12 protein-coding genes are annotated in these 12,936 nt (G+C 70.0%); 7 read left to right on the top strand and 5 right to left on the bottom strand.

Features of this window, described 5'->3' with window-relative positions:
• Positions 1-80 precede the first annotated feature (80 nt).
• Positions 81-551 carry a hypothetical protein gene (locus ADL01_RS14520; protein WP_053742394.1) on the bottom strand — a complete coding sequence of 157 codons (471 nt, stop codon included), beginning with the start codon at positions 549-551 and terminating at the stop codon, positions 81-83.
• 203 nt (positions 552-754) lie between these two features.
• Positions 755-1,528: a hypothetical protein gene (locus ADL01_RS14515; protein ID WP_053742393.1), complete on the bottom strand. Its 774-nt coding sequence runs from the start codon at positions 1,526-1,528 to the stop codon at positions 755-757.
• Between the two features lie 540 nt (positions 1,529-2,068).
• Here ADL01_RS14515 and ADL01_RS14510 point away from each other — a divergent pair.
• The 3 genes from ADL01_RS14510 (at position 2,069) to ADL01_RS14500 (ending at position 4,544) form a co-directional block, all read left to right on the top strand.
• A complete protein-coding gene (locus ADL01_RS14510) occupies positions 2,069-2,773 on the top strand; it encodes a transglycosylase family protein (protein WP_053742392.1) in 705 nt (234 codons plus the stop codon).
• Positions 2,774-2,939: 166 nt separating this feature from the next.
• Positions 2,940-3,938, top strand: coding sequence for a helix-turn-helix transcriptional regulator (locus tag ADL01_RS14505; protein WP_053742391.1), 999 nt, complete (start codon positions 2,940-2,942; stop codon positions 3,936-3,938).
• A gap of 393 nt (positions 3,939-4,331) precedes the next feature.
• Positions 4,332-4,544, top strand: a complete 213-nt coding sequence (locus ADL01_RS14500) for an I78 family peptidase inhibitor (protein ID WP_053742433.1) — start codon at positions 4,332-4,334, stop codon at positions 4,542-4,544.
• Positions 4,545-4,548: 4 nt separating this feature from the next.
• On the opposite strand, the gene ADL01_RS14495 is transcribed toward ADL01_RS14500, so the two are convergent.
• Both ADL01_RS14495 and ADL01_RS14490 read right to left on the bottom strand, forming a co-directional pair.
• Entirely contained in the window at positions 4,549-5,592 is a 1,044-nt protein-coding gene (locus ADL01_RS14495) for a phosphatase PAP2 family protein (RefSeq protein ID WP_053742390.1), read from the bottom strand.
• A gap of 221 nt (positions 5,593-5,813) precedes the next feature.
• A complete protein-coding gene (locus ADL01_RS14490; protein WP_053742389.1) occupies positions 5,814-6,944 on the bottom strand; it encodes a mannosyltransferase family protein in 1,131 nt (376 codons plus the stop codon).
• A gap of 264 nt (positions 6,945-7,208) precedes the next feature.
• On the opposite strand from ADL01_RS14490, the gene ADL01_RS14485 reads away from it, so the two are divergent.
• Both ADL01_RS14485 and ADL01_RS14480 read left to right on the top strand, forming a co-directional pair.
• Entirely contained in the window at positions 7,209-8,816 is a 1,608-nt protein-coding gene (locus ADL01_RS14485) for an MFS transporter (RefSeq protein ID WP_053742388.1), read from the top strand.
• 243 nt (positions 8,817-9,059) lie between these two features.
• Positions 9,060-10,256, top strand: coding sequence for an acyl-CoA dehydrogenase family protein (locus ADL01_RS14480; protein WP_053742387.1), 1,197 nt, complete (start codon positions 9,060-9,062; stop codon positions 10,254-10,256).
• 38 nt (positions 10,257-10,294) lie between these two features.
• Here ADL01_RS14480 and ADL01_RS14475 read toward each other — a convergent pair whose 3' ends face one another.
• The gene (locus ADL01_RS14475) at positions 10,295-10,735 is read right to left on the bottom strand and encodes a cell division protein SepF (RefSeq protein WP_053742386.1); all 441 of its coding nucleotides are present in this window, start codon (positions 10,733-10,735) and stop codon (positions 10,295-10,297) included.
• Between the two features lie 870 nt (positions 10,736-11,605).
• On the opposite strand from ADL01_RS14475, the gene ADL01_RS14470 reads away from it, so the two are divergent.
• Together ADL01_RS14470 and ADL01_RS14465 are read left to right on the top strand one after the other, a co-directional pair.
• Positions 11,606-11,791, top strand: a complete 186-nt coding sequence (locus ADL01_RS14470) for a hypothetical protein (protein WP_053742385.1) — start codon at positions 11,606-11,608, stop codon at positions 11,789-11,791.
• 210 nt (positions 11,792-12,001) lie between these two features.
• On the top strand, positions 12,002-12,910 hold the full coding sequence (locus ADL01_RS14465) for a S1 family peptidase (RefSeq protein ID WP_053742384.1): 909 nt from the start codon (positions 12,002-12,004) through the stop codon (positions 12,908-12,910).
• Positions 12,911-12,936 lie beyond the last annotated feature (26 nt).

The raw sequence follows: 12,936 nt of genomic DNA, 5'->3' as shown, positions 1-12,936 counted from the left end.
GAAGCAGTAGTACGTCGTATGTGCTGCGTGACTGAGGGCGGCTCCGGGGGGAGCCGCCCTCAGTCATATACAGGTGGTGCTCACAGGGGCCGGCGCGGGCCCGGTGGCAGCGCCGCCGGGATGTGGGTCATCCCGGTGTAGTGCTGCTGTCGTCCGCCCGTCGGCCACACGGCGGTCGGAGTCGGGGTCGCCGGCTGTCCCTGCTGCGTGTCGAGTTGCCCGACCCGCTGCCACACGGACTGCTGACCACCGCTCTGACCGCCGTTGCGCGCGCTGAACGCCCCCGCGCTGTAGGCGCTGTACGAGCCCGAGTTCGAGCCGAACGAGCCGCCGTACGTGGCGAGGCCGCTCGGGTTGGCCCTGAACGCCGCGAAGTCCAGCTCTTCCTCGCCGCTGCGGTCACCCGGCAGCGAACGGAAGGACTTGCCGTACTCCGCGTACAGCGCGTCGTAGATCGGCGTGGCCGATGGGCCGCTGAGGTAGTCCTGGGTCGACCGCGCGGACGGGATCGACTGGTAGGACTGGCGGCGGGGGACATCGTAGGTGTGCACATACGTCCAAACGACCCCGCCGCCCAACGGATGCGGCCGGTGCCCGGACTTTGCAGGGCCGCGAAGCGCCCTGCAGGGGCGCGGGGCTGTGACATGTGCGGCTCCGCCGCGTGGGCGCGACCAGCCGCACTCAACCGGTAGTCGCCAACTCTCTGAAGCGCCCCCGGTCTACAGCGCCCCCGTATCCGCCGGAGGCAACGTGCTCAGGTCCCCGCCAGAGGCAACGCGCCGGCGACCAGCTTCCCGATACCCGCCGCCTTGTCCAGCGCGTCCCGCAGCAGGTCCTCGCGGGGCTGGCGGCCGATCGAGCCGACCGGTGCCGCGAACACCAGCACCTGCTGGTGCTTGTTGGCGGCGGCGCGCCAGCTCTCGGTGACCTGGAGCGGCTGGTGCGCCTGCCACCAGGCGACCGGGGAGCCGCCGTTCGGGCCCGGCTGGAGTACGGCGTGCAGCTGGCCCGCCGCGAGCAGCACCGACCAGCCGTGCAGCACGGGCGGCACCTCCGTCAGTTCGGTCAGTGGCATGAAGCCCTGCTCGATGAGGAGCGGCAGGAAGTCGTCGCCGACGCCGGTCGCGCCGGGGCGGACGATCGGGGCGGTCGGTTCGACGACCAGAGCGGGGTGCAACTCGCCCTCGATCAGGACCAGTCCGCTGGTGACCCCCAGTACGGCCTGCTCGGGCGCGGCCATCGGGGCCTCCTCGTCGGCGTTGATGGAGCGGACCGCGCCCTGGAGCTGCTCCTCGGTGACCTGGACGACCTGCGACGGCAGGCAGCCCGCGTGGGCGAAGGCGAGGACGGCGGTCTCGTCCCCGATGAAGAGGACGGTGCTGGTGCGCTCCTGGGCGGAGTCGCCCGGCGTGCGGCAGGACGTGCAGTCGTAACTGCCCGGTGCGTTGTCGCCGGCGAGCAGCCGGTCGGCTTCTTCGTCGCCGATCTCGGCGCGGACCTCGTCGCTGACATCGAGCATGCGCGGCACGGGTGGCTCCCTCGGGATGCGGTGCGTGGCGGGGCCGGGTCGCCCCCGGCCGGTGAACCCGGACAGCCCAGGCTCATGAAGATGACAACGTGCGATCTGTGGCCGGGGTCACGCTGCACGGCGAACAGAATCGAACCATCCTGCGTTCGCGGTCACACTGGGTGCGGAATTGGCCACTCCATGTGAAGTAACGGGCAGGTTACGGAAGTTGGTTTGGTGAACTGACTCACAGTTTGTCCGAGTAGCTGGTTGATAAATCGTGAAATGCACGAATGAAGTGGGTGTCCGGAAATCGCTGATACCCGCGGTAACCATGAACTGGCCTGGGACAACAGGGAGTTGGTTGAAATCGCCTCGTCAGGGTCCATAGATTCCTCCGCCGTGTGCACCTAGCACCGCTTGGGTAGGTCCGTCGGCCGCGCAGAACCAGACACTGCGCAGCACCACCGCCGACGGACGGGGCGGAGTGTGCCGACCGCGTTCCTACGCGGCCGACGCGCCCCGGCCACGGGGAGCCCGAGTCTGTGGAGAGGGATCTACATGTCCGAATGTGCCGATAGTTACACCCGCAAGTCACGCAAGACGGCGGTCCTCGCCGGGGCGGCACTGCTCGCCCCGCTCGGCCTGCTGGCCGCGACCGGCAACGCCGCGGCGGCGGACGGCGGGGTGTGGGACCGCATCGCCCAGTGCGAGAGCGGCGGAAACTGGCACATCAACACCGGCAACGGCTACTACGGCGGACTCCAGTTCTCCGCCGGCACCTGGCGCGCCTACGGCGGCACGGCCTACGCGGCCACCGCCGACGGGGCCAGCAGGTCCCAGCAGATCGCCGTCGCCACCAAGGTCCAGGGCGCCCAGGGCTGGGGCGCGTGGCCGGTCTGTTCGGCGCGCGCCGGGGCCGGCGGGAGCGCTCCCGCCGTATCGGGCGCCGACTCGGACTCCGGTTCGGCCGCCACCAAGTCGACGAAGAAGTCGGCCAAGTCGTCCACCGAGCGGTCGGTCAGGAATACGACCGGTTCCGGTGAGTCCGCGTCGTCGAACGCTCCGTCGAAGGCACCGGAACGTTCGCCGGCCCACACGGGCCGCAGCGCGTCCCGGGGCGACTACACCGTCCGCGTCGGCGACACCCTGAGCGGCATCGCCGCCCGGTACGCGACCACCTGGCAGGACATCTACGCCGCCAACAGGGCCGTCATCGGCGGTAGTCCCGACCTGATCATGCCCGGACAGAAGCTCGACTTCTGAGCCGCTCCCCCGCTTCAGGCGCTGTGCCCCACCCCGTCCCCGGACCGGGTGGGGCGCCCGCGTCCGCCGGACAGGAACGCCAACCGCTTCGACGTACCGCAGTCGGCATACCGGACCTGACCCTTGCGGACAGTGGTTGTCCTCGATCGCTGGCAGACTCGGGCCCATGTTGGAGACCTCGGCACGGCTGCTGCGTCTGCTCTCGCTGCTCCAGGCCCACCGCGAATGGTCCGGCGCCGACCTGGCAGGCCGCCTGGGGGTGACCCCGCGTACCGTCCGCCGGGACGTGGACCGGCTGCGCGAGCTGGGCTATCCCGTGGACGCCAGTCCGGGCACCGGCGGCGGCTACCGGCTCGGCGCCGGCGCCGAACTGCCGCCGCTGCTGCTGGACGACGACGAGGCCGTCGCCGTGGCCGTCGGGCTGCGGACCGCGGCCGGACAGGGCATCGAGGGCATCGGCGAGACCTCGGTACGGGCGCTGGCCAAGCTCGAACAGGTGCTGCCCGACCGGCTTCGCCGAAGGGTCGGCGCCCTGAACGCGTTCACCGTGCCGATGCTGCGCGGGTCGCTGCCCTCCGCGGTCGACCCGGCCGTCCTCAGCGAACTCGCCCAACTCTGCCGGGACACGGAGCGACTGCGCTTCGAGTACCGGACACACGAAGGTGCCGTGTCCCGCCGTACCGTCGAGCCGCACCGGCTGGTGTGCACCGAGCGGCGCTGGTACCTGGTCGCCTGGGACGTCGACCGCGCCGACTGGCGTACGTTCCGGGTGGACCGCATCACGCCGAAGCCGCCGCACGGACCGCGCTTCACCCCTCGTACGCCTCCCGCCGACGATCTGGCCGCCTACGTTTCCAAAGGCGTCTCCACGCGCGCGTACGCCTCGCACGCCGTCGTTCGGCTGCTGGCGCCCATCGAGGAGGCCGCCGAGCGGATCTCGCCCTCCGCCGGGACGCTGGAACCGGACGGCGAGGAGGCTTGTCTGCTGCGCACCGGGGCCCCGAGCCTCGACGTGATGGTCATCCATGTCATGGTGATGGGCTTCGAGTTCGAGGTGCTGGAGCCCCCGGAGCTCGTCGACGCGATCAGGGTTTCCCGGGACCGGCTGTCCCGTGCGATGACGCGGTCGCTGCGCGCCGGAAGAGGTTCGGGGGAGGCTTCATGAAGGCCCGGTATGCAGGGCGGGTATGCATGGCCCTGTATGCACGCGCGGTGCGGGGGTCGTGTGGAGAAATCGTGGGCGTTTTATGTGCTCTGCCGACGAGATGACGCGAAGACGCGTGGCATCAGCATGTATGGCGTATGTAAGAGGCGGGTAAGGCGCGGCGGTGCGGCTGATCTGTGGAATTCGCCGTCCGCGTGTTACCGGTCCGGCCTTCCTGGGTGGGGTTTATCAGGGGGCCGCGAAGAGATGGCGAATTACGTTCGAATGGCTGCGGGAAGGACGGGTGACCGCCCTTCCGTCTGTGACGGAAGCGTGACCGGATGCGTACCGAGTGGCGCGTGGTGCGAGGGTCCGGGCTTTCCCGGTCGCCGGTGGGCGCCTACCGTGGCGGGCATGGCACCGAATCCCAGGTCCGAAGAACCCCAGGACAATCCGGACAACTATGTCGGTCTCGACTCCGCGCGGGCCGAGCGGCTCGCCGAAGAACGCGGCTGGTCGGCGGTGCGGTCGCTGCCGCCCGGGGCGATCATCACCATGGAGTACCGGGCGGGGCGGCTCAACTTCGAGGTCACCGGCGGCACGGTGACACGCTGCTGGAAGGGCTGAACCTTCAGCCGTTGCCGGGCAGGGGGCGGGTCGTCGGCGTGCCCGTGGCGCGCGGGGCGCGGTCCGCGTGCGGTGGGCGGCGGCTGCCGGCCGGGGTGACCGGGGTCCGCTCCGAGCGGCTCGCGTGCGGCCCCGGGGCCAGGTGGGCGGGGTGTTGGGGGTGCGCGGGCGTCCGGGACGAGCGGGCCGCCGGGGTGGTGTTGTCGCGGGCCGCCGCCTCCTCCTCGGCCGTCGCGGGCGGCTTGAGCAGCGCCGCCGTGCCGACCGAGGCCGGTACGGGCGCGGTGTCGAGGCCACGGGCACGCCTGCGGTCGCGCGCGTCCAGCAGCCAGGTCTCGGCGCGGGTGATCAGCGGCTCGCACCACGGCAGCGCCAGCAGGACCAGCAGACCCGCGACCCAGCCCAGGACGACGTCGCTCAGCCAGTGCGTGCCCAGGTACACCGTGGTGAGGCCGACGCCGAGCGACATCAGCGCCGAACTCGCGGACAGCCAGCGCCTGGTCCCCGGGGTCGAGGCCAGATAGGCCAGGATGCCCCAGGTCACCACGGCGTTCGCGGTGTGACCGCTGGGGAATATATCCCCGCCCATGCCCATCTCGTTCGAGCCGATGGTCGTCGCGTAGTGCGGTCCGAGGCGGCCCATTCCGATCTTGGCGGCACCGACCGTGATGTTGAGCAGCAGCAGTGCCGCGCCGAACACGAGCAGCGGGCGCAGCGTGTGCTGGCGCCAGGCGCGCCAGCCCAGCCAGGCCGCGATCATCACGGCGGTGGGGCCGCGCTGGCCGAGCACCACGTAGTAGTCGAGGAACGCGTGGATCTCCGGCCACTGCTGGTACGGGCGGAAGAACATGACCTGCCAGTCGAGCCGGACCAACCACGAGGTGATCACTACGGCCCACACGGTGGCGAGATAGAAGGCCAGGGTCGCGGCAAGGAGCACGATCCTGTGCCGGCTCATCTTCGGCACGTCGAGGGCCGGCCGGTCCGGTTCCCGGTCCAGTCTCGCGAACACCCGGTCCAGACGGGCAAGGTTTCGTTCGGTACGCACCCAATCGACGTTACAGCGAGTGAGCTCAGTCCTCCGCCCAATCCGCGTCTTTGTAATGACGATGTGATGTGGGATTGATCTCAGGATGATGTTTAATTCGCTGGAATCCCTATTCGACGTGCGGGTTTTCCTTCATTTCCATTGATCATGAGGCGGCGCTGTTTTACTGCCCTTTCGGAATGGTTCACCGGGCTGTTGTCCGGAATTCGCCCTGAGGTCGGTCAGGGCGGACCGGAGCCGTTCAGCCAGAACGCCCCGTAGACCGCCGAGGCAACCGCGACCACACCCGTCACCAGCACCGACCTGGAGGTACGCAGCCGGGCCAACGCCAGGGCGAGCGGCAGCAGTAGGGGGAAGGCGGGCAGCAACAGGCGTGGTTTCGAGCCGAAGTAGCTCGACGCGCACAGGGCGAGGGCGGTGACGACCCCCGCGTACACCAGCAGCGGCAACGGCTGGCGCTGCCGTACACAGGTGACGTACAGCCAGATCACCAGGCCCACGCCGACGATGAGCCCGACCCCGGCCAGGGCCGAGGGGAAGGACGTGAACTTGTCGGCGACGAAGCGGGCGAAGGCGGCGCCGCCGTCGAAACCGTTGCGCCAGCCGGCCTGGACATCCAGGTAGCCGAGGGGGCCCCTGCCGGTGCGGTGGCCGACCCACAGGACGTAACCGGCGGCGCCGAGCGGCGCGATCAGCATGCCGAGGACGCGGCGCCGGCCGGGTGTGGACGAGGCGATGGCCGCCGCCCACACGGCCGCCACCACCGCGAGTCCCACCGGGCGGGTCAGACCGGCCAGCAGAGCCAGCGTGCCCGCCGTCAGCCAGCGGCCGGTGAGGACCGCGTACAGGGACCAGGCGGCCAGGGCCGTGAACAGTGACTCGCTGTACGCCATCGACTGGACGATCCCGACCGGCAGCACCGCCCACAGCAGCACGGCGCAGACGCCCGCGCGGCGACCGTAGACGTGATCCGTGACCGCGAACACGCCCCAGGCGGCGGCGAGTGAGGCGACCGCGCTGATCGCGAAGCCCGCGTCCGCGTACGACATCGGCGTGACGGACGCCAGGAGCCGCTCCAGCCAGGGCAGCAGCGGGAAGAAGGCGAGGTTCGAGTGCACGTCACCGTTGGGCAGGCGCACCTCATAGCCGTAGCCGAGCTCGGCGACCCGGGCGTACCACAGCGAATCCCAGCGGGCGGTCAGCAGTTTGTACGCGTCCTTGTCCCGCGCCGCGCTCCACAGGGCCAGCGCGAGCAGGCCCAGCACGCGGACGGCCGCGTACCCGAGGAGGGCGGGCGCGGCTCGGCGGAGCGTGGGAAGCGCCGGGAGCGGGCGGGTATCAAGAGCTGTCACCGGTCGATTATCGACGGCGTACGGAACGTCGTCGGCGCGGAGGGTGTGGCCCGCAGAATGCGTGGTAAACGCGTGGTGGAGGACACATGGGTTCCGTGAGCGGGTGAGAGGTCCGCCACTTTTCGCCGCTGCGAACTCGCGTACGCTGTTGGATCACTCGCTTTTCGCCGTGCGGCCGGGGACAACCGCTCCTCCTCGGCCGGAGCCCCGGGGAGTCCCCACCCCGCGGACCGCCGAACGCGAGGGAACCTTGGAGGTACGTACATGTCCGGGACGACCAGGGCTGCCGCCGCGCTGCGCCGCCGGGCGGCCGGGGCGAGCGCCAACCGCTGGGTCGTCCTGTTCGTCCTCTGCACGAGCCTGCTGCTCGTCGCGGTCGACGCGACCGTGCTGCATGTGGCGGTGCCCGCCGTCAGCGAGGATCTCCGGCCCGGTGCGATGGAGCTCCTCTGGATCGTCGACATCTATCCGCTGGTCTGCGCCTCGCTGCTGATCCTGTTCGGCACGCTGGGCGACCGGGTCGGCCGCAGACGGATCCTGCTCCTCGGGTACGGGCTCTTCGGCGTCGCCTCCGGTATGGCCGCGTTCGCCGGCAGCGCGCAGACGCTCATCCTCGCGCGGGCGCTGCTGGGCGTCGGCGGCGCGATGATCATGCCCGCGACGCTGTCGATCCTTCGCCAGGTCTTTCCCGACCGGCGCGAACGGGCGCTGGCGATCGGGGTCTGGAGCGCGGTGGCCGCGGTGGGCGCCGCGGTCGGTCCGCTGCTCGGCGGCTTTCTGCTGGAGCACTTCTGGTGGGGGTCGGTCTTCCTCGTCAACATCCCCCTGATGCTGGTCAGCCTGCCGGTCGGGCGGCTGCTACTGCCCGAGTCGCGCGGCGAGCGAAGTGACGGTCCGTGGGACGTGATCGGCGCGCTGACGGCGGCGGCCGGGCTGTTCGGGGTCGTGCTGGGCGTGAAACGGCTGGGTGGCGGGGACGGGGCCGGGAGCCTTTTCACGGTTCTTCCCCTGGTGGTGGGCGTGGCGCTGCTCGTTCTCTTCGTACGCAGGCAGCGGCGGCGTACGCATCCGCTGGTGGACCTGGGGATGTTCGCGCGGCCGGCGTTCAGTACGTCCGTGGGGTGCATCGTGCTGGCGATGCTCGCGCTGGTCGGGCTCGAGCTGATCGCGGCGCAGTATCTGCAACTGGTGCTGAAGCTTTCACCGCTGGAGACCGGGCTACGGCTGCTGCCGCTGACGGTGGCGGCGATGGCGGCGGGGCTGGTGGGGGCGCGGCTGCTGCGGAGGTTCGGGCCTCGGGCGATGGTGTGCGCCGGGTTCTGTCTCACCGCGGCGGCGGTCGGGATGCTGACGGCGATGGGCGGCGAGGACAACGCGGGGTTGTTGCTGGCCGGGTTCGTGCTGCTGGGGTTCGGACTGGAGACGACGCTGTTCGCGGCGTACGAGTCGATGCTGAGCGAGGCTCCGGCGGCGCAGGCGGGCGGGGCGGCGGCGATCGGTGAGACGTCGTACCAGTTGGGCGCGGGGATCGGGATCGCGCTCCTGGGAAGCGTGATGAACGCGGCGTACGCGCCTGGGGTGGGGTCGGTGCCGGGGGTTCCGGCGTCGGCGTCGGCCGCGGCAGGGCATTCACTGGGCGAGGCGTACGAGGTTGCCGGGCGGCTCGGGGGGTCGCCCGGAGTTGCCCTGCGGGCGGCGGCTCGGGACGCGTTTGTGCACGGGCTGCATGTGACGTTGCTGGTGAGCGCGGGGTTGTTGGTGCTGGGGGCGGTGATGGCGTTGCGGTTGCCGAGGGTGATGAGGTGCGGGGGCGGGGAGGTGGCAGCGGTGCCGGGTCCCCGGGGGATGACGGAGCCGCGCGTCTCGGTGTGAACGCCATACATCTCCCACCCAGCCACCACCCGTGACGGTTACTCGAGAGGCGGACCTCTCCTGTGGGGGTGCGGGAGCAACGGCGACTGCGGGTGCGTGACGGGTGGCCGGGGCGGACCACGACGGGACGGTCGCCGACGACACGGCGGGAGACTCTTTGGTCCTGGTTGTACGGCCGGGTACACGGGCGTACCCTCACCCGCACGTAACTAGCGGTGCTAGTTTGAGTTGTCGGAGGCTCCTGTGGCTGTGTTCGCGAAGTTGCCCCCTTTCGACCCCGCCGACCCGCTCGGCCTCGACGACCTGCTCGACGCGGAGGACCTGGCGATCAGGGACACCGTGCGGAGCTGGGCGGCGGACCGCGTGCTGCCGTATGTCGCCGGGTGGTTCGAGGAGGGTGAGCTGCCGGACATCAGGGGGCTCGCCCGTGAGCTGGGCGGCATCGGCGCCCTCGGGATGTCGCTCACGGGGTATGGCTGCGCCGGTGCTTCCGCCGTGCAGTACGGACTCGCCTGCCTGGAACTGGAGGCCGCCGACTCCGGCATCCGCTCCCTCGTCTCCGTACAGGGATCGCTCGCCATGTACGCCATCCACGCCTTCGGCAGCGAGGAGCAGAAGCAGCACTGGTTGCCGCAGATGGCCGCCGGCGACGTCATCGGCTGCTTCGGGCTGACCGAGCCCGACCACGGCTCCGACCCCGCCGGCATGCGGACGTACGCCAAGCGTGACGGCGCGGGCGGCGACTGGGTGCTCAACGGGCGGAAGATGTGGATCACCAACGGGTCGGTCGCCGGTGTGGCCGTCGTCTGGGCGCAGACCGACGACGGCATCCGGGGTTTCGTCGTGCCCACCGACACCCCCGGGTTCTCCGCGCCCGAGATCAAGCACAAGTGGTCGCTGCGCGCCTCCGTCACCAGTGAGCTGGTGCTCGACGACGTGAGGCTGCCCACCGATACCGTACTGCCGGACGTCACCGGCCTTCGCGGTCCCCTGAGCTGTTTGTCGCACGCCCGTTACGGGATCGTCTGGGGTGCGATGGGGGCGGCCCGGTCCTGCTTCGAGGCCGCGGTCGACTACGCGAAGACGCGCGAGCAGTTCGGGCGGCCCATCGGCGGGTTCCAGCTCACGCAGGCCAAGCTCGCCGACATGGCGGTGGAGCTGCACAAGGGGATTCTGCTCGCCCATCATCTGGGGCGGCGCATGGACGCCGGCCGCCTGCGTCCCGAGCAGGTCAGCTTCGGCAAGCTCAACAACGTACGAGAGGCCATCGACATCTGCCGTACGGCCCGGACGATTCTCGGCGCCAACGGGATCTCGCTCGAGTACCCGGTGATGCGGCACGCGACGAACCTCGAGTCGGTGCTCACGTACGAGGGCACCGTCGAGATGCACCAGCTGGTGCTGGGCAAGGCGCTCACCGGACTTGACGCCTTCCGCTGACCTGAACAACGGACGGCGGGGCCGGTGAGCTGCCTTGCTCAGCTCTGGTTGAAGAAGCCGTCCGCCCGATGCGGCTGGGCCTCCCCGCTGATGATCTCCGTGTCGGCGGGGGTCAGCAGGAACACGCGGTTGGACACCCGCTCGATGGAGCCGCGCAGGCCGAAGATGAGGCCTGCGGCGAAGTCGACGACGCGCTTGGCGTCGGCGGCCTCCATGGCGGTGAGGTTCATGATGACCGGGACGCCGTCCCGGAAGAGCTCGCCGATGGCGCGGGCGTCCCGGAAGCTGTCCGGGGTGACCGTGCCGATGCGGCGGCCCTTCTCCTCGGCCACCTCACCCGCGATCTTGACCCGGGGGTCCGTTACCCAGGCATCGCCGGGCTGCTCGGTTCCCTCGGAGTAGTCGTCGTCGTAGTAACGCTCGTCATCGTTGTCGTCGACGAGGCCAAGCCAGGCACTCGCCTTGCGTACCGATCCCATGGACGCCTCCTCTCACAGCGGTCTCTCATGCATTCCGCATCCCTATGGTCATCCATGATGCGGATGGCGCGCCAAGTGAATAGACGCCGCGCGGGGGTTTCGTGACGGTACTGGTGCACAACCATTTCGTCGAGAGCCCCCGTCCCGCAAGGGTGTTGTTGTGTTCGGCTGCTGACTGAGAGTGAAATATGATTCTTCGTGGCGTATGGGTGACCGTTGGGACGTATGGGTGAATGGGCCTCCTGTCCGCTTTCTGACGGAGGCTCAGGAGGGCTCGGGAAAGGGCCCAGTCGCCTCCGAGGGTCAGCTGACACCAGGTCACTCCTTTGTCTTCGGCGGCGAGATCTGCGATTCCGCGACCACTGGGCCCGCCGTCCACGTACGTGTGCCCAGCGGCGGGCCGCCGACACCGACGTGTGCCGTACGGGGCGAACTGCTGGCTGCCGTACAGGACTTGGGGCGCGATCCGAACGGGCTGCGCGTCCCTGCCGAGCCGAGTAGTGCCGCGAGCTGGAGCGGCTCGGCGACGGAACGCCGGCGCCGCACCCTGAGGGAGCGGGGGAGCACCCGGGGGCTGACCCCTCTCGCGGACCGGTGCACCCGGTCGGTCAGGGACGCGGGGGAGTGTCCTGGCCACCCGGCCGCGGACGGGCGGCGATCTCTCCGCCCCGGGGGTCCACTGCCCGACTTCGCCCCGGTGAAGGTGGCCTCGGGCGGGCCGGGTGCGGTCGACCCGTATGGACGGGCTGACTGAGCGCCGCCCTCGTAAAGATGACATACAGGTGGTGTACGGCCACGCACAGGACGCGTGGTCCGGGCGTGTGCCGATGGCGGCGCACGGTTTTCCAGGGAGTGAGCTGGAGTGAGTTCATGACGGCGGACGCCGCCGAGGCGTGGCAGCAGTGGCACGAACGGCGCATCGAGACGGTGTCGGCGCCCCATGGGCCCCTCTCACTCGTCGGTACGCACCGGATCGAGTTCCTGCGGGTCGCCGCGCCGGACGCCGAGGGGCGCACGATGCCCGCAGGAGCACGCGAGCTCCGCCAGGACACCTAGTTACTTGATCAACCCCCCTGGATCGTAGGGGGGTTGAACACTGTGAGGCCGAAAGGCGCCCTTGCGTCGACCGGTCGAACGGCCGAATACTCCCACCCAGCGCTTGTCAGGGTCACAGCATGTCCGCATCCGGAAAGAGCGGTCCCTGACTGCGCCTCACGGGCCCCGACCCCACGCGGGCCCCCGACTTCCCCTGTGGAGGAACGACAAGTGAGGATCAAGCGCACCACCCCCACCAGTGGCATCACGAGACGGACCCGGCTGATCGCGGTCAGCACCGGACTCGTGGCCACGGCCGCCGTCGCGATCCCCAGCGCGACCGCCGCCGACGCCACCACCTTCAGTACCGCCCAGCTCGCCGCCACGAGCAGCTCGGTGCTCAAGGCCGACATCCCGGGCACCGCCTGGGCCATCGACGCCAAGGCGAACCGTGTTGTCGTCACCGCAGACAGCACGGTCTCCAGGGCGGAAATCGCGAAGATCAAGCGGCAGGCGGGCAGCACCGCCGAGGCCATCACCATCAAGCGGACGCCGGGCAGGTTCACCAAGCTGATCTCCGGCGGTGACGCGATTTATGCGAGTAGCTGGCGCTGTTCCCTGGGCTTCAATGTCCGCAGCGGTTCGACCTATTACTTCCTGACCGCCGGTCACTGCACCGACGGCGCGGGCAACTGGTGGTCCAACTCCGGTCGTACGGCACTGCTCGGCGCGACCGCGGGCTCCAGCTTCCCGACGAACGACTACGGGATCGTCAAGTACGCGAGCAGCTACCCCACGAGCTCGATCTCCGGCAGCGTCGGCAACGTCGACATCACCAGCGCCGCCACCCCGTCCGTGGGTACGACGGTCAACCGTCGCGGTTCCACCACCGGTATCCACAGCGGCCGGGTCACCGCGCTCAACGCGACCGTCAACTACGGCGGCGGCGATGTCGTCTACGGCATGATCCAGACCACGGTCTGCGCCGAGCCCGGCGACTCCGGCGGCCCGCTCTACTCCAACGGTGGCGTCGCCTATGGTCTGACCTCTGGCGGCAGCGGCAACTGCTCCTCCGGTGGTACGACCTTCTTCCAGCCCGTCACAGAGGCCCTGAGCGCCTACGGCGTCAACGTCTTCTAGGGCACGCGTCCGTCCCACGGCACCAT

It is taken from the genome of Streptomyces sp. NRRL WC-3618, assembly GCF_001280005.1.
Taxonomy (GTDB): Bacteria; Actinomycetota; Actinomycetes; order Streptomycetales; family Streptomycetaceae; genus Streptomyces.
This window is presented reverse-complemented; position numbering and strand designations above follow the sequence as displayed.

What these genes read in the sequence shown, in the direction of transcription:
- ADL01_RS14475 (WP_053742386.1), bottom strand. Translation starts at nt 10,735, where the DNA reads ATGGGATCGGTACGCAAGGCGAGTGCCTGGCTTGGCCTCGTCGACGAC.
- ADL01_RS14485 (WP_053742388.1), top strand. Translation starts at nt 7,209, where the DNA reads ATGTCCGGGACGACCAGGGCTGCCGCCGCGCTGCGCCGCCGGGCGGCC.
- ADL01_RS14505 (WP_053742391.1), top strand. Translation starts at nt 2,940, where the DNA reads ATGTTGGAGACCTCGGCACGGCTGCTGCGTCTGCTCTCGCTGCTCCAG.
- ADL01_RS14470 (WP_053742385.1), top strand. Translation starts at nt 11,606, where the DNA reads ATGACGGCGGACGCCGCCGAGGCGTGGCAGCAGTGGCACGAACGGCGC.
- ADL01_RS14500 (WP_053742433.1), top strand. Translation starts at nt 4,332, where the DNA reads ATGGCACCGAATCCCAGGTCCGAAGAACCCCAGGACAATCCGGACAAC.
- ADL01_RS14510 (WP_053742392.1), top strand. Translation starts at nt 2,069, where the DNA reads ATGTCCGAATGTGCCGATAGTTACACCCGCAAGTCACGCAAGACGGCG.